General features: G+C 54.0%; 21 protein-coding genes. 6 read left to right on the forward strand and 15 right to left on the reverse strand.

The genetic code is table 11. From position 1 onward, the window contains the following. Window positions 1-6: 6 nt before the first annotated feature. Complete coding sequence (gene cobA, locus O4H49_RS07950; RefSeq protein ID WP_269422895.1) at window positions 7-855, reverse strand: uroporphyrinogen-III C-methyltransferase; 849 nt, start codon at window positions 853-855, stop codon at window positions 7-9. Window positions 856-1,016: 161 nt separating this feature from the next. On the opposite strand from cobA, the gene O4H49_RS07955 reads away from it, so the two are divergent. From O4H49_RS07955 to O4H49_RS07965, 3 genes are read left to right on the forward strand one after another with little or no spacing between them, the layout of a single operon-like run. Continuing rightward, window positions 1,017-2,108, forward strand: a complete 1,092-nt coding sequence (locus tag O4H49_RS07955; protein ID WP_269422896.1) for a cobalt-precorrin-5B (C(1))-methyltransferase — start codon at window positions 1,017-1,019, stop codon at window positions 2,106-2,108. Further along, window positions 2,105-2,911 (forward strand): cobalt-precorrin-6A reductase, encoded by an 807-nt coding sequence (locus O4H49_RS07960; protein WP_269422897.1) that lies wholly within the window; start codon window positions 2,105-2,107, stop codon window positions 2,909-2,911. Before O4H49_RS07955 ends, O4H49_RS07960 begins: the two co-directional genes overlap by 4 nt. Continuing rightward, a complete protein-coding gene (locus tag O4H49_RS07965) occupies window positions 2,908-3,711 on the forward strand; it encodes an endo alpha-1,4 polygalactosaminidase (RefSeq protein ID WP_269422898.1) in 804 nt (267 codons plus the stop codon). Before O4H49_RS07960 ends, O4H49_RS07965 begins: the two co-directional genes overlap by 4 nt. A 655-nt stretch (window positions 3,712-4,366) precedes the next feature. Here the strand turns inward: O4H49_RS07965 and O4H49_RS07970 are convergent. Further along, complete coding sequence (locus tag O4H49_RS07970; RefSeq protein ID WP_020594292.1) at window positions 4,367-4,573, reverse strand: cold-shock protein; 207 nt, start codon at window positions 4,571-4,573, stop codon at window positions 4,367-4,369. A 326-nt stretch (window positions 4,574-4,899) separates the two neighbouring features. Here O4H49_RS07970 and O4H49_RS07975 point away from each other — a divergent pair, with 326 nt between their 5' ends. After that, window positions 4,900-5,133 (forward strand): DUF2164 domain-containing protein, encoded by a 234-nt coding sequence (locus O4H49_RS07975; RefSeq protein ID WP_269422899.1) that lies wholly within the window; start codon window positions 4,900-4,902, stop codon window positions 5,131-5,133. A gap of 51 nt (window positions 5,134-5,184) precedes the next feature. On the opposite strand, the gene O4H49_RS07980 is transcribed toward O4H49_RS07975, so the two are convergent. Then, entirely contained in the window at window positions 5,185-6,168 is a 984-nt protein-coding gene (locus tag O4H49_RS07980; RefSeq protein WP_269422900.1) for a DMT family transporter, read from the reverse strand. A 90-nt stretch (window positions 6,169-6,258) separates the two neighbouring features. Beyond that, on the reverse strand, window positions 6,259-6,888 hold the full coding sequence (locus O4H49_RS07985) for a nitroreductase family protein (protein ID WP_269422901.1): 630 nt from the start codon (window positions 6,886-6,888) through the stop codon (window positions 6,259-6,261). 127 nt (window positions 6,889-7,015) lie between these two features. Here O4H49_RS07985 and O4H49_RS07990 point away from each other — a divergent pair, with 127 nt between their 5' ends. Next, on the forward strand, window positions 7,016-7,531 hold the full coding sequence (locus O4H49_RS07990; RefSeq protein WP_269422902.1) for a MarR family winged helix-turn-helix transcriptional regulator: 516 nt from the start codon (window positions 7,016-7,018) through the stop codon (window positions 7,529-7,531). Between the two features lie 33 nt (window positions 7,532-7,564). On the opposite strand, the gene O4H49_RS07995 is transcribed toward O4H49_RS07990, so the two are convergent. The 8 genes from O4H49_RS07995 to O4H49_RS08030 form a co-directional block, all read right to left on the reverse strand. Further along, window positions 7,565-8,461: a hypothetical protein gene (locus tag O4H49_RS07995; RefSeq protein ID WP_269422903.1), complete on the reverse strand. Its 897-nt coding sequence runs from the start codon at window positions 8,459-8,461 to the stop codon at window positions 7,565-7,567. Window positions 8,462-8,647: 186 nt separating this feature from the next. Then, window positions 8,648-8,866 (reverse strand): DUF6500 family protein, encoded by a 219-nt coding sequence (locus O4H49_RS08000; RefSeq protein ID WP_269422904.1) that lies wholly within the window; start codon window positions 8,864-8,866, stop codon window positions 8,648-8,650. 100 nt (window positions 8,867-8,966) lie between these two features. Continuing rightward, window positions 8,967-9,785, reverse strand: coding sequence for a precorrin-4 C(11)-methyltransferase (cobM, locus tag O4H49_RS08005; protein ID WP_269422905.1), 819 nt, complete (start codon window positions 9,783-9,785; stop codon window positions 8,967-8,969). After that, window positions 9,782-11,650, reverse strand: a complete 1,869-nt coding sequence (gene cobJ, locus O4H49_RS08010) for a precorrin-3B C(17)-methyltransferase (protein WP_269422906.1) — start codon at window positions 11,648-11,650, stop codon at window positions 9,782-9,784. Before cobJ ends, cobM begins: the two co-directional genes overlap by 4 nt. Next, entirely contained in the window at window positions 11,650-12,369 is a 720-nt protein-coding gene (locus tag O4H49_RS08015; protein WP_269422907.1) for a precorrin-2 C(20)-methyltransferase, read from the reverse strand. The genes cobJ and O4H49_RS08015 overlap by 1 nt, the downstream gene beginning before the upstream one ends. After that, window positions 12,359-13,591 carry a precorrin-6y C5,15-methyltransferase (decarboxylating) subunit CbiE gene (cbiE, locus tag O4H49_RS08020; protein WP_269422908.1) on the reverse strand — a complete coding sequence of 411 codons (1,233 nt, stop codon included), beginning with the start codon at window positions 13,589-13,591 and terminating at the stop codon, window positions 12,359-12,361. The genes O4H49_RS08015 and cbiE overlap by 11 nt, the downstream gene beginning before the upstream one ends. Continuing rightward, on the reverse strand, window positions 13,588-14,223 hold the full coding sequence (locus O4H49_RS08025; protein WP_269422909.1) for a precorrin-8X methylmutase: 636 nt from the start codon (window positions 14,221-14,223) through the stop codon (window positions 13,588-13,590). The genes cbiE and O4H49_RS08025 overlap by 4 nt, the downstream gene beginning before the upstream one ends. 22 nt (window positions 14,224-14,245) lie before the next feature. After that, a complete protein-coding gene (locus O4H49_RS08030; RefSeq protein WP_269422910.1) occupies window positions 14,246-15,388 on the reverse strand; it encodes a sirohydrochlorin chelatase in 1,143 nt (380 codons plus the stop codon). Window positions 15,389-15,502: 114 nt separating this feature from the next. On the opposite strand from O4H49_RS08030, the gene cbiB reads away from it, so the two are divergent. Next, window positions 15,503-16,501, forward strand: coding sequence for an adenosylcobinamide-phosphate synthase CbiB (cbiB, locus tag O4H49_RS08035; protein WP_269422911.1), 999 nt, complete (start codon window positions 15,503-15,505; stop codon window positions 16,499-16,501). Here the strand turns inward: cbiB and O4H49_RS08040 are convergent, their stop codons facing one another. The 3 genes from O4H49_RS08040 to cobO all read right to left on the reverse strand — a co-directional run bounded on the left by O4H49_RS08040 (window position 16,502) and on the right by cobO (window position 18,712). Continuing rightward, window positions 16,502-17,260, reverse strand: coding sequence for a sulfite exporter TauE/SafE family protein (locus O4H49_RS08040; RefSeq protein ID WP_269422912.1), 759 nt, complete (start codon window positions 17,258-17,260; stop codon window positions 16,502-16,504). It abuts the gene before it with no gap. 57 nt (window positions 17,261-17,317) lie between these two features. Beyond that, window positions 17,318-17,941, reverse strand: a complete 624-nt coding sequence (locus O4H49_RS08045; protein WP_269422913.1) for a flavin reductase family protein — start codon at window positions 17,939-17,941, stop codon at window positions 17,318-17,320. A gap of 111 nt (window positions 17,942-18,052) precedes the next feature. Beyond that, on the reverse strand, window positions 18,053-18,712 hold the full coding sequence (gene cobO, locus O4H49_RS08050; RefSeq protein WP_269422914.1) for a cob(I)yrinic acid a,c-diamide adenosyltransferase: 660 nt from the start codon (window positions 18,710-18,712) through the stop codon (window positions 18,053-18,055). Window positions 18,713-18,737: the final 25 nt, after the last annotated feature.

Genomic DNA, 18,737 nt, shown 5'->3' on the forward strand with positions numbered 1-18,737 from the left:
GCCACGTTACGCACTCGCAGTCTTTTCAGGCGCCTTCCGATGGCCAAGCGGATCACTGTCCAGTATCCGCCCATTGATTGCCCCAAGCCAGTCCAGTCCGGAACGCAGCCGGACGACTTCGCCAACCACCACCAGAGCTGGCGGCTGGATACCACTGGTCTCTACATCCTGAACGCAGCTGCCAAGAGTCGTCTCCAGCACTTCCTGCTGAGGGGTAGAAGCCTTGCTGACAATGCCGACGGGCTCGTCTGGCAATCGACCATTTTCCATCAGGCGGGCTGCGATTTCCCCCAGGTGTTTGATCGCCATATAGATCACAATCACCGGAGATCCCTGGGCGATACCCGCCCAGTTGATATTGTCCGGCACAATGCCATTGGCATTGTGCCCGGTCAGAAAGGTCACAGCAGAGTTACATTCACGGTGCGTTACCGGAATCCCGGCATAGGCCAGACCACCAATACCGCTGGAGATACCAGGTACGATCCGGAAAGGCACCTTGGCCTCGACCAGGGTCAGTGCTTCTTCTCCACCGCGGCCAAAAACGAAAGGGTCGCCGCCCTTAAGACGCAAGACTCTCTTGCCTTCCCGGGCGAGCTGAACCAGCCGCTGGGAAATGTCCGTCTGCTTTGGCGAAGGCTTCCCACCACGTTTGCCGGCATATTCAAGCAAACAGTCTGGTCGGGCCATCTTGAGAATATCTTCTCCAACCAGTGCATCATAAACCAGCACATCAGCAGATCTCAGCGCATGCAGAGCATAAAGCGTCAACAATCCGGCATCTCCGGGGCCTCCCCCGACAAGCCAAACCCAGCCGGGTTGAAATTCCGGCAAATCAAGAAGCAGTTTATCCATTTATCACACTGTCCTTCTCGTGTAGCTTCGCTTGATCGACACCACCAAACCCGCTATTTCCTTAAACAGCCTTATCAGTAGAAAGGCTTGATGCATAGGAAAACCGAAGATAACTGGCGGGCCCACCCGGAGACAAGCCAAACGGTCTGTAGAATAACGTCATGGCACGAAAACCTGAAGGAAAATTAAGAAGAGGCTGGACCACGGGTGCCTGTGCCACTGCGGCAACCAAAGCGGCCTATACAGCTCTTCTTACAAATCACTTTCCTGATCCCGTTACTATAACTCTGCCCAAGGGAGAGCAACCTGCTTTTGCGCTTTGCCGTGAAGAAAAAACTTCAGATATGGCCATGACAGCAATCGTCAAAGATGCAGGCGATGACCCCGATGTGACACATCGCGCCATTATCGTGGCCTCCGTTCGTCACGGCCTGCCTGGAAGCGGCGTAGTCTTTCACGCGGGCGAAGGCGTCGGGATGGTGACCAAACCCGGATTGCCTGTTCCTCCGGGGGAACCTGCAATCAACCCAGTGCCACGTCAGCTGATGCAGGCTGTCATTGCCGAAGTTGCTGCCGAACATAGCGGTACCGGAGACGTGGAGATCACCATCTCAATTCCCGGCGGCGAGACCCTGGCACAAAAAACCTGGAACCCGCGACTGGGTATTGTCGGCGGTCTCTCCATCCTCGGCACAACAGGTGTCGTTGTTCCCTTTTCCTGCTCTTCCTGGATCCATTCCATTCACAGGGGCATCGACGTCGCCATCGCCACAGGCAGATCTCATGTTGCAGGCTGTACGGGTTCCACATCAGAAAAAGCCGTCATGGATTTCTATGGCCTCGGCGAAGGCGACATGCTTGATATGGGGGATTTCGCAGGCGGCATGCTCAAATACCTGAGAAATCATTCTCTGCCCCGCCTGACAATCGGCGGGGGTTTTGGCAAATTGACCAAGTTGGCCATGGGGCACCTCGACCTGCACTCTAGTCGCAGCCAGGTCGATATGAACTGGCTGGCCGAACGCTTGAGAGAACTTGGTGCATCGTCAGACTTTATCAGGGAAGCTGAGACAGCAAATACAGCCAATCAGATCCTGACTCGCAGCCTTCAGGAAAATATCCCTCTGGCAGAACGCATTGCCAGACTTGCCCGTGATGAAGCACTGAAAGTCCTGAAAGGCGAAACCGCCGTCGATGTTATTCTTATTGACCGTCCCGGGAAAATTATCGCCCGTAGCGAGATCGCTTCATGAAAGCGCCCCCAAGATCCTCTCCACAATTGAAGATTCTGATCCTTGGCGGCGTTACTGAAGCCAACAATCTTGCTGAATTGCTTGAAAAACATAACGACTTTATTGCAGTGACCTCCCGCGCTGGCGTCACAAGCCAAAGGGTCGTCATTTCCGGATCGGAACGTCTCGGGGGATTTGGTGGGGTTGATGGTCTCAAAAACTATCTGACAGATACATCCATTGATGCCGTTGTTGATGCCACACATCCCTTTGCCAGAAATATGACCGAGAATGCCGCCTGTGCCTGTGGGCAGCTTGGGATTCCACGTCTAATTCTACAGCGCCCGGCATGGAAAGCTCAGAAAAAAGATCTGTGGAGTTACCTTCCCGATCTTGCTGGAGCAGTGAACTATATAAAAAACCTGCCTTCAGGCAGACGTGTGTTCCTTACCACCGGGCAACAGGAACTTTCAGCCTTCGCGGCGCTACCCCATCATCATTTTATCGCCAGAATGATAGAGGCTCCCGACTTCGAGAGCCCTCCTGCCAACATGGACATTCTTCTCGAACGCGGACCTTTTTCTTTGGCGCAAGAACTGGCTCTGATGAAACAGTATCAGATAGACCTGCTCGTCAGTAAAAACTCCGGCGGGCAGGCTACAGAAGCCAAGCTCAAGGCTGCCCAGGCGCTTGCTGTGCCCGTACTGATGATTGAACGCCCCCCTGTTCCTGCTGGTTCTCATGTCGTCGAAACAGCCGAACAGGCTATAGAGTGGCTCGAAGCATTGCGAAAAACCCTGACAAGCCAGGAAGATCGGCCTTGAGCTTCAACCTCCCTTACAAACAATTCTGCCTGCTTCTCTCTCTATTTCTTTTCATCTTTGAAGTGACCTCTGCAGCTGCAGAAGACTGGTGGCGACCTCATGGGATCCTTGATTGGGACTGGCAACTGCAACCACCGCACAATTTTGACCGCAAGCTTCAGATGATAGATCTCGATCTCTTCGACACCCCGAAAGAAACCATCGACTCTCTACAGCAAAGTGGCACTAAAGTTGTCTGTTATATCAACGTCGGCGCCTGGGAGGACTGGCGCAATGATGCCCTGACCTTCCCCCCTGAAATTCTGGGTAAGGACTACCAGGGGTGGGAAGGGGAAAGATGGCTTGATATCCGACGCCGGGATTTGCTTGCGCCGATCATGCTGGCACGGCTCGACCTCTGCGCAGCCAAGGGCTTTGACGGCGTAGAGCCTGACAATATGGATTTGCACAATGCAGAAACCGGCTTTGAAATTTCACGGCAGGATCAGCTTGCCTACAGTATTTGGTTAGCCGAGGAAGCCCACCGTCGCGGGCTGTCCATCGGTCAGAAAAACGCACCGGATCTTGCCCGAAATCTCGTTTCTCATTTTGACTGGGCCTTGACCGAAGACTGTTTTGTCGAGGGCTGGTGCCAGGAAATGTCGCCCTACCCTAAGACAGGCAAAACCTTTTTTGCAGCGGAATATACCGACAGGCTGCAGACGATAAGCCGCTATTGCCAGGAAGCAACACAAACAGGGATCAGCCTGATCCTGAAAGACAGGGAATTAACCCGGATCACCGGAGCAGGCTGCCCCTAGCACCAACAGAGGCCGACGGGGGCTACAAGGTATTTCGAGCAAGGAAGATATCGCCAGACACTCTGGCTCAGACAACCTGGATCTTTACCGAGCGTCCAAAATTTTCCTGAATAAGATTTTTCGCGTGAGCAATCATCTTCAGGCTCTCGGCCTTGTGAATCTTAAAGGTATGACGTCCACTCTTGAGGGAATGGGACACAAAATTATGGAGACCATACGTAATTAGGAAATTGAGTTCTTTAGTCATTTTTTTCTTCTTATTGTTGATTTTGTATTCGTTATTGAAGCGGCTGAAAAACAGGGCGCTTTTGAAAAGGCAGACACAAAACAAGCCTGTTCTGGTTTCTGGGCGGCTTATTTTACCGTCTGGCAAAATCAGTCTATGTCGATTTTATTTTCAGATAACTGCCGGAGATATAAAGGCCTGAAACTTGTCCCTGAGCTTCATCGCTCTGTTTTGGGGGATCAAGACGACTTCAGAACAAACCGGGAGATTAGAGCTGTGCTCGATAATTCCATAAGGTCCAGAAATCAGGCTTATACACCTAGCCTGACAGTTTCCCGGAATTTCCGGGAAGATCATTCTCTTCGAATGAAAAAGAAAAGGTTCGCGAAACCGCGAACCTTTTCTCGCATTCAGACGTTCGTCTAAAGCTTAAACCAGCTTCAGGTTTTCAGCAGAAGACTTGCCGTTGCGTCCAGCTTCCAGATCGTAGGAAACTTTCTGGCCTTCGTTCAGGGAAGACAGGCCAGCGCGTTCAACAGCAGAAATGTGAACGAAAGCGTCGTTAGAACCATCTTCTGGCTCGATGAAACCGAAGCCTTTAGTTGCATTAAAGAATTTTACTGTACCGATAGTCATAATATATATCCTCATGACAGGAAGAATTAGATTTTGTGTTTCACCTTATGCAAAACACGCTTGTTTCAACGCTCACACTGTCAGGGATTAGAAAGCTCATCGGCGAACCGAAAGTTCAAATAACACTAAGTAGATGCAATACGTATGCCGCACTTATAACCGATATTGGAGAAGAGTCAACTGGGAAAGTTTTTCACCTTAACGGCGTAATTCGGCAGTATCCTGCCCTGGTAATCAGTAGATCTGTCAGCCCCCGTTGGCTCTCACCCCCAGTTCATGGCCGACAGAAACCACCTTTTTATAATATACACAGGAGCAGAGAATCCATGCCCGTCAAGCTTGAAAGCGACCGTAAATCCGAAATCATCCAGGAGCTCATCGGTTTTTATTACTCAGAGTTTGACGAGAATCTAAGCGACTTTCGTGCCGAAGCCATCGTCGACTTCCTGCACAGAAAGCTCGGCCCGTCCCACTATAACCAGGGCATTGCTGACGCCCGAAAATATATAGCTGAGAAAATTGACGATCTGGATGCCCAGTTTTATCTGCCCGAATCATAGCCCGAAGTATAAAACAAATATACAGCAGGCACTTGGCAGAGCTGCCCTCCCCTATGGTTTACTCTTTGCCCCCTGCCTGCTCTGGCCTCCGCCAGTCTGTGCGATGATTGTGACAGCAATCCCCAGTGCAATTACACCTGCTCCAAGCCAGGTCATCGCGCTATAAACCTCGCCCAGCACAGCCGTCGCGACCAGCAACCCAACCGCGGCAGCCACATACCCGATCTGGCTCAGAAGCACCGGTCCTCCATGCTGCTGTAACCTGAAGAATACGGGAAAAGTCAAACCCGCAACGACACCTTGCGCCACAGCCGTCCAGGGAACCCTGCTCAATTGCTCCAGAGGCACCGCACCTTCGCTTGCCAGCAGAAGCAGCAGATAAACAACAAGAGCAAAGCTGTGACTCCAGAAGGCCAGTCCGTCCGGCTGCGCCTGATCCGGCCAGTCCATCGTCCGGTATATATTGCCACAAGCCAGGGTCGCGGGGACCAGCAGCGCAACAATAATCCAGATCATCTCCGGGGCTTCAGGTGCAGCCCCCCGGGTAATACTGACAATCATCGCGCCGATCAGCCCCAGTCCGATGCCCACAAGCCCGATACGTCCCGGGGTCTTCTGCCGAAACACCACGGCCAGTGTCAGGGTGAAAACAGGAGAAAGCGCAAACATCAGCCCGGCATAGCCTGATCCGACATGGGGAATAACACTGAACAAAAGCACATTGGGCAAAACAAAAGAGATCAGCGCGGAAAAAATGACATAGCGCAGCATCCGCCCTTTCGGCAAAACCAGTCGACGGCGCAACAGCTGGACTGGCAAGAGCATCGCGCTGGCCCCCAGTGAGACAAGCAGGGCCCAGATCATGGGTGAAACCCCGGCCTCTCCCGCAATTTTACCAAGAGGAAAGTTAAAACCAATCAACGTCCCCGTCACCAACAGAAGAAAAGCAGAGCTGCCAATGATCCTGCGGATCCTGTTTTCGCCCCCCACATGCTTCCTGTCACAAACAGTATTTTCAGAAGATACCGGCATCATCCATCACTTTCCTCAATTCGGAACCAGACAATCTTGTCTGGCGTTTTTAAACGCGCCTTCCACAAGCCCCAAAGGAGACCCTGTACCAGACTAATCCACCCCCGCTTCAGGGAATAACCCTGGAAACGCGATCTCTTGCAGCCCGTATCTTTGGCTCGGCTCTTCCCGTTCCTGCAGTTCTTTCGGCAAGACAGAAGGATCAGATCTTTTGCCTAGAGCTACAGCGATCTCGACGCGATACTGCCCCGGAATATTCAGTTTTTCAGCAATCTGGTCATGATAGATCCCGGCCATGGCATGTGCCTGATATCCCAGCATCGTTGCCTGCAACGCCATCTGCGCCCAGGCCGCCCCCGTATCAAATGAATGATAACCCGATGGTTTCGCAGGCCGGGTTTCATCCCCTGGCATCATTTTGTCAGACAGGACGATCACCAGCGCAGATGCCTGGGCTGCCCAGCCTGCGTTAAAGGGGTCAAGCAAAGACAGATAGTCATCCCAGTGTCTGTCTCCCCGAAAGGCATAGAGGAAACGCCAGGGCTGGATGTTGTAGCACGATGGCGCCCAGCGCGCGGCCTCCAGGATCGTCATAAAGTCTGTGGTCGGCAACTGGAAATCAGCATCATAGGCTCGGGGTGACCAGCGCTCGACAAAGATTTGGTCCACCGGAAAATCAGGGTTTCTCGGATTCTTCCTGGCATTATTTGTATCAAAAGGCATGACCGTTCCTTTACACCTGAGAGATTTGAGTTTAATTTGACATCATGTATTTCGACGCAAACTATTTCGATGTCAAATTACTTTATATCGAATAATTAAGATGACCTTTGAGATGAGTCAAGATCCCATGAAAAAAAAATCACACCTGTCCCCTGCCACAACTCATTCCGAAGGTGGTCCCATGGACTCGATTTTGGCGCAGTGGCGCCGGGAACGGCCAGATATTGATCCCTCCCCCATGGCTGTTTGCGGGGAGATCTGGCGGGCAGGCGAAAGACTGCGTCAGGAAGTTCTCGCCAATCTGGTTCAGTACAATCTGGATTTTGCCGGCTTCGATGTGCTGCTGACCCTGCGTCGCCAGGGAAAGGGAGAAACGCTCTCCCCCTCTGCACTTGCCAAGGATATGATGCTCTCGACCTCGGCCATGACCAACCGGCTGGATCGGTTGGAAAAGCGCGGGCTTGTCCTTCGAGCCAGCGACCCCCAGGATCGGCGCGGCCTTAAAATCGCCCTGACCGAGGAAGGTTTTGCCATGGCCGATGAAATCGTTGCCTCTCATGTCAGGACCGAAGAAAACATGATCTCGGAACTGACAGAGACCGAGCGCGATCAACTGCGCAACTTGTTGGGAAAGATCCGATAGCTCGAAATCAGCAAGAACAGGGCGTGGCAGCCCCTACTGGGTCAGAACCTGACTTGGAAGATAGAAATATTTTTTATAGGCAGGGTCAATTCTGTCCAGCTCAGGGTTCTCGACCGAAAGTATCCGGCGAGAGGACAGGTTGATCCTGTCGATACTCGCCTGATATTCTGATTGCCAAAGCTTCAGCAGCGACCCGTCGTCATAGGCCGCAATCAGGCCGGTCATAATCCGCTGCGCCTGGGCTTCGTTGCCTTTTGCTGTATAAAAGAACTTTGGAAAGGGATAGTAGAGGATCAACTGAGTATCATAGGAAAGGTTCTCGACTTCGCGATTGACTTCCCACTCCCGCAAAAACTCGTTGATTCCTCTCGGGAAAAGATCCGCCCGGTTATTGGCCACCATCTGAAACATGCCGTGATAATCACTGGCTTCAGTCACCCTGAAACCTGCCTGTTTAAGAATTTTTGTATCTCCCCAGCCAATCCCCTGGACCATGGTGAACTTTTTCAACTGTTCCAGGGTCGTAACCTGACGCAACCTCTCACAGGTCTGTTCAGAAGCAAAAAACACGCGATACCCCAATATTCCCAGATCTATGGGAAAGGGGACTGCCACCATCTCCTGCATCCGTTCAACCGTGACGGCATTGGCAACAAAGAAATTTTGATAAGATCCTTTTTCAACTTCAATCATCGCACGCTTGGTATTTGCGCCGATTTTTGATCTCTCCAGGCGATAGGGGCCAAATTCCGCAATGGTTTTTTCAAGCGCCAACTCCAGCAATTGATGCTGATATTCATAGCGGCGATCAAGAGCCGTTTCCGGTCCCCGTGAGGTAAAAACCGTCGGCTCCACAGCCTGTGCGGCAAAACACGGGAAAAGTATGATTGCAAAAAACAACCCGCCAAAGATCATTCGACCAAACAGCATCACACACCACCGACGATCTATTACCCGAAGCCCGTTAGAACTTGTTACCCCATCTGATCCTTGCCAGAAGGACCACAATGACCGCGCCACAGCAGCCATGATGCCCGAGAGAAGTTAAGCAAAAGGAAAAATACACCCCGGGACAAGGACACCGGAAAAACGGCTTCTTTCTCTGGTTTGAGACTGTTATTTCCCGGCTTCAACCATTTCCCTGATCTTGAGCGCCTTCTCGAAGTGATCCAGCTTATGGGTCATGATCCACCACTGTGCCGCTTCCATCAAAAGCGCGGGATCGTCGTTTTTATTGGCAAAAAAGGCATAAAAGGAAAGCCCTACTCCCGGTCCCTTTTTCTCTATCTTGGCAGTGCAGACCTGGATGATTTTCTGCCGTAAAGCCTCTCTCATATCCCCCCCAAAAAATTTACTCAAAGCAAAAAACAGAAGAGAGGAAAGCTGGTCAGCTTTCCTCTCTTCTGTAAATTCAATCTTCTTGTGACAAATAAAATCAGTCCAATCCACCGGGCACATTGGCTTCCAGCTCGACGGCAGCGGCTTTTTTCTTGTCCTTGCCCAGACGCAGGACGTGGACAAAGTCCGGATCATAGAGCTTGCTGTCGATAAAGTCTTTTTCCTCGGCCAGAACATGACCCACCAGGATCAGGGCGGTGCGGGTAATCTTGGCTTCCCGTGCTTTTTCGCGCAGGTCCTTGAGGGTACAGCGGATAATCAGCTCATCCGGCCAGGTCACGCGATAGGCGATCACCGCCGGACAGTCTTCCCCATAATGCGGAATCAGGGTTTCCTGAACGTGCTTCAGGTTGCGCACCGACAGATGAATGGCAAGCGTTGCCCCTGATTTACCAAAGGTATCTAGGTCTTCACGGTTCGGCATGGCCGACGATTTCATCGCGGTACGGGTCAGGATAATCGACTGGCTGACTTCCGGCAGCGTCAGTTCTTTCTGGATCACGGCAGAAGCCGCCGCATAGGCCGATACCCCCGGGACCACTTCATAGTCGATACCCTGTTGATCAAGGCGGCGCATCTGCTCGGCGACCGATCCATAGAGACAGGGATCGCCGGAATGCACCCGGGCAACGTCCTTGCCGTCTTTATGGGCCTCGACCATGTCGGCGATGATCTCGTCCAGATTCATCGGTGCGGTATCCTTGATCAAGGCACCTTCAGGGGCAAAGTCAATCACCCCCTGCGGCACCAGGGATCCGGCATAGAGACAGACCGGGCAGCGGGCAATCAGGTCACGTCCGCGAATGGTAATCAGATCAGGCGCACCGGGACCCGCACCAATGAAATATACCGTCATGCCGCTGATCCTTCTGTTATCGCTTTAACTTCGCCCGTCTTGTCAAAATCATCATAGAGATGGGCTTTTTTCTCGTATCCACGCGGAGTGTAAACCCAGCAGGAGCCGTCGGACTTTTCAATCCGGCGCGATGTCGAGGACCCGACCAGAACCACGGTCAGCATATCGACCTGATCCGACGTCAATTCATCCAGCCGCAGCACTGTCATACTCTCGCCTTCGCGGCCCAGATTGCGGCCCAGCATCACAGGCGTATCCGCCGGACGGTGTTTCAGCAAAATTTCGACTGCGGTGGTCAATTGCTGGGTCCGGCGACGGGACACCGGGTTGTAGAACGCAATGACAAAATCACCCTGCGCCGCAGCGTTCAGACGCTTTTCAATGGCTTCCCATGGTGTCAGCAGATCAGACAGGGAAATGGTGCAGAAATCATGTCCAAGCGGCGCACCAATGCGGGCTGACGCTCCCTGCAGTGCGGAAATTCCAGGAGTCACCTGAATGGCAACGCGGTTCCAGTCGGCACGATTCCCGCGATCCAGCAGCTCAAACGTCAGTGCAGCCATGGCATAGATGCCCGGATCACCGGAACAGACCAGCGCCACAGACCGTCCTTCCGCCGCAAGATTAAGAGCAATACGCACGCGCATTTCCTCTTCACCCAGCTCATAGCCATGGCGTCCTTTGCCTTCGGCCAAGGGACCAAGCAGATCGAGATAAAGATGATACCCGACCAGATCGGTCACCCCCCGCACCACACGATCAACCTCTGGCGCACGCCAGCACTGGTCACCGGGTCCCAGACCAACGACAAAAAGCTTGCCCCGTGCCTGCCCCAGTGTAGAGGGCTCAATGATATCTGCGGCCTGACCAACGGCGCAGGTCGCCCGTTTCGATTTGTGCTTGGCAACCAGTAATTTTCCCGAGGCCCCAACCGCTGCAAGGGCTGATCCTTCGGACACGCCGTGACAGCCAACTTCGGCAAAGACAACATCAGAAGGCGTTGCCAGCCGGGGGGTCTGTTCTTCAAGTGTTGCAGCCGGGAAAAACCGTGCCGGGACATCAAGTTCAGCCGCCAATGCCTGAACCGCTGTTTCATCAGCTTTCACATCAATCGAGAAAACCGCCGCAACCGCTTTTGGTGACAGACCTTCAGCCCTGAGGGTTTCCTGCACCAATGCCGAAAGCTCTGCTGCATCGGCGTTGCGTTCACAGCCAACCCCAAGGGACAACACCGCCGGATGCAGCACCAGCTCCTTTTCCGACCCGGCGATTGCTTTTTCTGTAACAGTGATCGTCAGGGTACCCTCTGCGGCAAGTGGCAGATTTCCTGTCTTGATCCAGTCAGCTTCCCCGACAAGACGCACCGCAGCACCCGCCAGAACCTCTGCCATAAAGGCTTTATAATCTGCGGGATTACCCAGCTTCCAGCCCGCGGGCGGATTATCCAGGGCAATGCCAAAACGGTTATCTGATGCCGTTGTAATGGCTGCTGTAATTTCCAGTTGGGCGGACAAGGCTTTTGCCAGGTCGTTGGCTCCGTGGTGTCCGCCCAGAAGCGGCACAACGGCTGAGCCGTTCTCGGCAACCGCCAACACCGGAGGTTCTGCCCGTTTGTCAGCCAGCAGCGGCGACAGAGCGCGGATCAAGACCCCGGCAGCACAGATTCCGACAATGGCGCGACCTTCGCGAAACAGCGATTGCAGATGGCTGATGGTTTCGTCAAAGGTCACATCAGCGCCGTCTACACGACCGCTGCGACCGTGAACTTCACCGGCACCAAAAGCATCGCGCAGGCGACGGGCCAACTTTGCGCCTTCAGCCGTCAGGGCAACAAAAGCAGGAGAGTGATCAAATTTTTGCGTCATTACAGTGTCCAGGCTTCACCACGTTTGTGGATCAGGATCATTGAAAAGTAGGGTGCCTTGGCATCACCGACTTCACTCAGGGGCATTACTTTCTGATTGTCCATGGTCGCGCGCTCCACATAACGGGCGCAATCAACCAGGTCCAGTTCTTCCAGAATGCTGCGAATTTTTTCAAAGTGGCGACCTACCTTGATGATCGCCGCCGCCTGCACATTGCGCAGGCGCTGTTTCATAATCTCGGCATCCACCGGTCCGGGAATGATCGTCATCACATCATTACGGGCTGCAAGCGGGGCCCCGACCATCGCGGCACAGGCCATCAACGATGACACTCCCGGCACCACCTCGACCTCGAAACGTTCCATCATCCGGCCGAAAAGATACATAAACGACCCGTAAAAGAAGGGATCACCTTCACAGAGCACGACCACATCCTGTCCTGCTTCCAGATAGACACTCAGATCTTCAGCCGCCTTGTCATAAACATCCTGCGCCGGGAAACGTTCTGTCACCATCGGGATACGGATCGGATATTCGACCTGGCCGCCGGGCAGATGATCCGCCACAATCGAGCGGGCCAGACTGTCGCCCACATCCGGTGCCGGATAGGCCAGCACAGGCGCGCCCTGGATCAGGCGCAGAGCTTTGAGAGTGAGAAGTTCAGGATCGCCGGGACCAATCCCGACACCATATAACTTTCCTGACGTTTTATTGGCCATATTCTTTCGTTACCACAAACTGGGTCACGGTCATGGCAGAGCGCCAGCCGTGATAAGGTCCTACAGGAGAAGCATGACTGACCGCAATACGGTTCAGCTCTCCCCCGACTTTTTTATGCCACTCATAGAGACAGTTCTCCCCTTCAAGCGTCACAACATTGGCGACAAAGCGCCCTCCGGGATTTAATAACTGCCAGCAATGTTCAAAAAGCCCTTCGCTGGTTGCACCGCCGCCAACAAAAATTGCATCGGGGCGCTCACCCTTTTCACTCAACTGCACCAAAGCCGACGGCAAGGCACCATCATGAACAGAAAGAAAAGGGGTGCCCAGTGCCTGCGCATTTGACGCAATCATCGTCAGGCGTTCACTGTTACGCTCTACTGCAACAGCCCTTGCGCCCCGCGCCGCACGCATCCATTCAATCGAAATCGAACCACAACCAGCGCCCAGATCCCAAAGCAACTGGCCGGGAACAGGTGTCAATGCCGCAAGGGTTGCCGCACGGACAATCCTTTTGGTCATCTGCCCATCGTTAAGAAAAGCATCATCCGGCAATCCCGGTGTAGTGGCAAAAACGCGGGCGTGACGTGTGGCAATGCATTCAACGGCAATCGTATTCAGATCAGCTGCAGCGGGATGATCCCAACAGTGGGCAACGCCCTCCATCCGCAGTTCGCTCTCTCCCCCCATATGTTCCAGCACCGTGATCCGGCTGTCCCCGAAACCCCGCTCGGTCAGAAGATCGGCGACTTCTCCCGGTGTCTTGCCATTTTCACTGAGCATCAACAGACGCGCGCCGGGTTGTATGTGGCTTTGCAACAGGCTTAAGGGCCGGCCATGCAGTGTCAGAAGATCAACTTCCATCAAGGGCCAGCCAAGACGGGCACAGGCAAGAGAATAGGCTGAAATTCCCGGCACAACCTGCATTTCTTCGGCAGGTAACTGTTTGGCAAAGGTTGCCCCGACGCCAAAACACATAGGATCACCCGTTGCCAGAACACAGATTTTCTCACCACGACGGGCAAGTACAGTTTTAATCATCGCCGAAAAGGGAGAACCCCAGACAAGCTGCTCCCGGGGATCTTCGCCAAGCATGGCAAGATGACGTTCTCCGCCGACAACAACCTCAGCCTGATTCAGTAGACTGCGGGCAACGGGTGTCAGGCTATCAAGCCCCTCTTCCCCGATCCCCAGTATTGTCAACCAGGCCGCCTGCGTCATTGGTTATCCTTTGCCACCGCATTCAGCGCAGCCGAGGCAATGGCACTGCCGCCCCGCCGTCCGCGCAATGTCATGTAGGGTACCCCGATATTTGCTTCGATCAAGGCTTCCTTTGATTCCGCGGCACCAACAAAACCGACAGGAAATCCGAGGATCAGCGATGGTTTGGGCGCGCCGTCGTGTAAAATTTCCAGCAGATGAAACAGCGCCGTCGGGGCATTGCCAATTACAACGACAGCACCTTCAAGATGTTCCCGCCACAGCTCGACAGCTGCAGCAGAGCGGGTGTTGCCGATCTCCAGCGCCAGATCCGGCACCCGTTCATCCGTCAAAGGACAAAGCACCGCATTATCTGCAGGCAGGCGATTGCGGATAATGCCGTCCATCGCCATGCGACAATCGGCAATGATCGGTGCACCAGCTTTCAGGGCTGCGCGGCCTTTGGCAGCCGCATCATTGGTCCAGGCCAATTCATCCAAGACCTCAGGCATCCCGCAGGCATGAATAATTCGGATGGCAACATCTGCAATATCAGCAGGCAGTGCACTCAGATCAGCCGCCGCCTGAATTTGGGCAAACGACTGGCGGTAGATCTCTTGCGGATCACGAATATAGTCATAGGTAACAGACATACAGCTTCCCCCTCGCCCCTGACTAGACGCCCTTGGCACCCTTTTTCATCGTTACTGGCCCCAGCGGATGATCTGCATGGGGATAGGGATGATGGTGGTGATCATGCCCGTGAGCATGCCCATGTGCATGGTCGTGCCCATGACTGTGATCGTGGCTGTGATCATGACTGTGACCATGTGAATGAGCATGTTCATGGTCGTGATCATGAGAGTGCGCGTGATCATGTGAATGATCGTGACTGTGATCATGACCATCTGCTGCGGCTGGTCCCGTCCCGATCCCTTCCACATGGTGGTGGTGGCTTTCCTGCGGCAGGCCGATTTCAGCTTCAAAGCCCAGAACCTGCTCGCGATATTTGCAGAGCTTGCAGTTCATCAGGTTCGCACCGTCGAGAATTTCCTGAACCCGGTCGGCAAAGGCATCCAGAACCTTGGGGTGATCAGACAGATAAGGCGCCTTGATAAACTCGATATCCGGATGGCGTTCCGCAACCACATCCGTGTAGTCATAAATCCGTTTGACCAGTATCCCGGTAAAAAGGAAATACGGAAAAACAATGATGCGTTTGTACCCGAGCTTCGTTGCATGTTCCAGACCGGGCTCGACCAACGGGAAGGTCACACCGGAATAACAGACTTCACCCCAGCCGAAACCAAAACCTTCCCACAACAGGCGCATGACCTTGTTCACATTGGAATTGGCATCTGGATCAGATGCACCGCGCCCGACCACCATCAGCATGGTTTCATGGATCGGCACCTCACCCTTTTCCTGATTCGCCGCGTCAACAGCTTCCTGGATACGTGCACCCGCTGCTGCGATCAGTTTGGTATCAATGCCGAGCTCGCGCCCGTATTCGATTTTCATTGCCGGATGCTGGGCTTCATAGGTCCGCAAGACCGAAGGAATATCATTTTTTGCATGACCGGCAGCAAAAAGCATACCCGGAATTGCCAGGACCAGATCGTGTCCGGCTTCGCGCAGATTATCCAGACCGGTGCGGATAATCGGTGTTGCGAACTCAAGAAAGCCACTATCAACCACATACTGGGGCAGACGCTCACGGATGCCACGGGCAACAGACTCGAACTCACGCACAGCGCCTTCATCACGGCTGCCATGCCCACAGACCATCACGCCAATCTTGGTTCCGTTCTCTGCCATTTTCTCATCTCTTCCTATCTGACGGTGACATCTACGGCCACCTCGTACAGTATTTTTATCTATCCACGCACACGAGTACTTGACCTGGAACAACAGCGCTAACATTGTCACGCCATGTTATTGTCCTATTTGCTCCAAGAGCCGCTTTTTTTACCCGTCCTAACCCTGATAGCCGCCATTGTGATCGATGCGGCAGTCGGTGATCCGGCACGTCTTTACAAGATCGTTCCCCATCCCGTCGTTCTTATCGGCAAAGCCATAGAATTTATGGAAAGCTGGCTCAACCAGCCAAAAAAATCTCGCTTCGCCAGAATAATCCTCGGAACGGTACTGGCCCTTACAATTATCACGGCCAGCACTGCTGTCGGTCTTATACTCTCATACCTTCTAGGGCAAGTCCCCCATGGCTGGATTATCGAATCGCTTCTTGCCTCCAGCCTGATTGCCTATCGCGGGCTGGGCAAGGCGGTACAGCATGTTGCAACAGAACTTGCTCTCGGCCTGAAACCGGGGCGTCTGGCCATCCGGCATCTCGTCGGGCGCGACCCGGACAGCCTCAACGAAGCCGGGATCAGCCGCGCCGCCATAGAAAGCATGGCCGAGAATTTTTCCGACGGCGTTGTTGCCCCGGTCTTCTGGTTTGCGCTCTTTGGCCTGCCCGGCATCTGCGCTTACAAGGCGGTCAACACCCTCGACAGTATGATCGGTCACAAGAACGAGCGTTACGAAGCTTTTGGCAAGTTTGCTGCCCGGCTTGACGATGTTGTGAACCTGATCCCGGCCCGCCTCGCCGGACTGTTTTTTGTCCTAGCCGCCTTGCTTGTGCCCGGCGCGTCTGCCCGACGCGGCCTGAAGATCATGTTTCGCGACGCCGGACTGCATCGCTCGCCCAACGCCGGTTGGCAGGAGGCCGCGGTGGCCGGGGCACTCGGTTTTGCCCTGGCAGGTCCACGAACCTATCCCGGTTATGTTGTCAATGACCCCTTTATGGGGGACGGCGGGCGCAAGGATCTCGATGCCCCGGATATCCGTCAGGCCCTCAAGCTTTACCTCGGTGCAGGGTTCTGGATGCTGACCACTGTTGCCGCCTTGCTGCTGCCTGCCTTGCTGTGATCAAAGCAGGCTTTTTACCAACCCCAGCAACGCCAGAACCATCAACAGGAAAAGCACAAAATAACGATAGTGCAGGGCCGAGCTGCGTTTGAAGATTTTATGGCCCAACCAGATCCCCAAAAGGACCGGCAGCACCAGCACCGCGGTTCTGGCAAGGGTCACCAGGTCCAGCAATCCGGCTAAGATCAGCGCCCCTGTGCCATAAGCATCCAGAAGCAGGAAATAGAGATTGAGCGTCGCCCGCACCGCTTCGGCAGGCAGGGCCGCCGCCATCATATAGATCGCCACGGGCAGACCACCGATTGACGCTGCTCCGTTGGCCAGACCGGAAAGCAGGCCAACGGAAAAATTCCGCCCCCCGGTTTCGCGCAGGACAATTGATCGACCAAAGAACAGCAGCAGGCTCGCGAGCAGAACACTCAGGGAAATTGCAATCCGCAAGGGATCCGGTGCAATAAACTTGAGAATCAGAACCCCAACCGGCACCCCAACGGCAGCACCGACCAACAGCAGACGCAACAGCGACCAGTGAATCGCGCTCCAGGTCATGCGTGCCATCACCAGACTGGAAATCATCTCCAGCAACAATGCAATCGGCACCACCTCTGCCGGAAGCAGGATCAGGGTCAGGGAGGTCACGATCAGGGCAGAAAGGCCAAAGCCGGAAAATCCCCGACACAGCCCTGCCACAAGGCCACAAGCCAGCACCATCCAGAATTCCGGCAGCTGGAATTCTGTCCAGGTCAACAACTGTTCCATTTCATTCCCCCCGGGATCGTCCGCGACTCGCTCGCAGGATTGATCAGTCTAGAGAGGTTACCCGGCTTTTGGTCGTACCAGTTGGAAAACTTCGTTGATGACAGCGTAGTCCTGGTAACCCAGGCGGGCCAGCGGACGCATCTTGGTCGCATCAACCAGACCGTCGGTCAGACAGGATTCGTCAATATGGATGCCGACAACTTCGCCCAGAACCATCGTCGAATGCTGACCAGCGGCATTGGCTGGCAGGTCCAGCGACTTGAACAACCGGCATTCAAAATGTACCGGCGCCCCCTTGACCCGTGGCGGTGTCACCAGTTTCGACGGCAATTTTTCCAGACCCGCCGCCTCGAATTCGTCCTGATCAAAAGGTACTGGCTTTGAGCTTTCGTTCATGGCAGTGCGCTGTTCCCACGACACCAGATTAAACACGAACTCTCCGGTCTCGAGGATATTACGCAAGCTGTCCTTGATCCCCTCTTCGCGGCCATCAGGGGAAAAACCCACCCCGATAATTGGCGGCTCGTCGGAAAAGGCATTAAAATAACTGAAAGGCGCAAGGTTACAGACCCCCGCTGCGGACTGGCTGGAGATCCAGGCAATCGGGCGCGGCAGAACACAGCCTTTGAAAGGGTTATGCGGCAATCCCTGTTCCAGATGGTGCCCCGGCTCAAAAAACATTCTCTACTCCTGAAAACAAACCTGACTTGATTTGATCAGGAGCCTAGACATCTTTACGGCAAAGAAAAAGGGCGGAAAAATCCGCCCTTCTCGCAGCAGCTTTATCGCAGATCAGAATTCGATGCCACGCTGGGCCTTGATGTTCTGATCGCGGAAGGGGTGTTTCACCAGGGTCATCTCGGTCACCAGATCGGCAATCTCGATCATTTCATCCTTGGCGTTGCGCCCGGTGATCACGATGTGCAGGTCTTCCGGCTTGTCCTCAAGGAAATCAATCACCTCTTCCAGCACCAGATGGTCATAGCGTAGGGTGATGTTCAGCTCGTCCAGAATGATCATGTTGTACTTCGGGTTTTCTCCCCGACAGGCTTCGATCATTTCCTTGGACTTTTCCCAGGCCTTCTCGGCGGCGGCGATATCCCGCGCCCGATCCTGCGTATCCCAAGTAAAACCTTCGCCCAGAGCATACATCTCGACCTGATCGGGGAATTTTTCCAGCACGTATTTTTCGCCGGTTTCCCACTTGCCTTTGACGAACTGGACAACCCCGATTTTCATGCCGTTGCCCACGGCACGGGTCGCCAGACCAAAAGCAGCGGTGGACTTGCCCTTGCCCTTGCCGGTATGAACGATGATCAGGCCTTTCTCATTAACCTTGCTCGAGAGCATCTTGTCTCTGGCGGCCTTGCGCTTCCGCGATTTTTCATTTGCACGCTCAAAAGCAGCCTGATCCAGGGTGCTCTCGTCCTGCTGGTTTTCTGCCTCGGACATTCTGTTTCTCCCAATCCTGTTTATT

The organism is Kiloniella laminariae (assembly GCF_027214005.1).
GTDB classification, from domain to species: Bacteria; Pseudomonadota; Alphaproteobacteria; order Kiloniellales; family Kiloniellaceae; genus Kiloniella; species Kiloniella laminariae_A.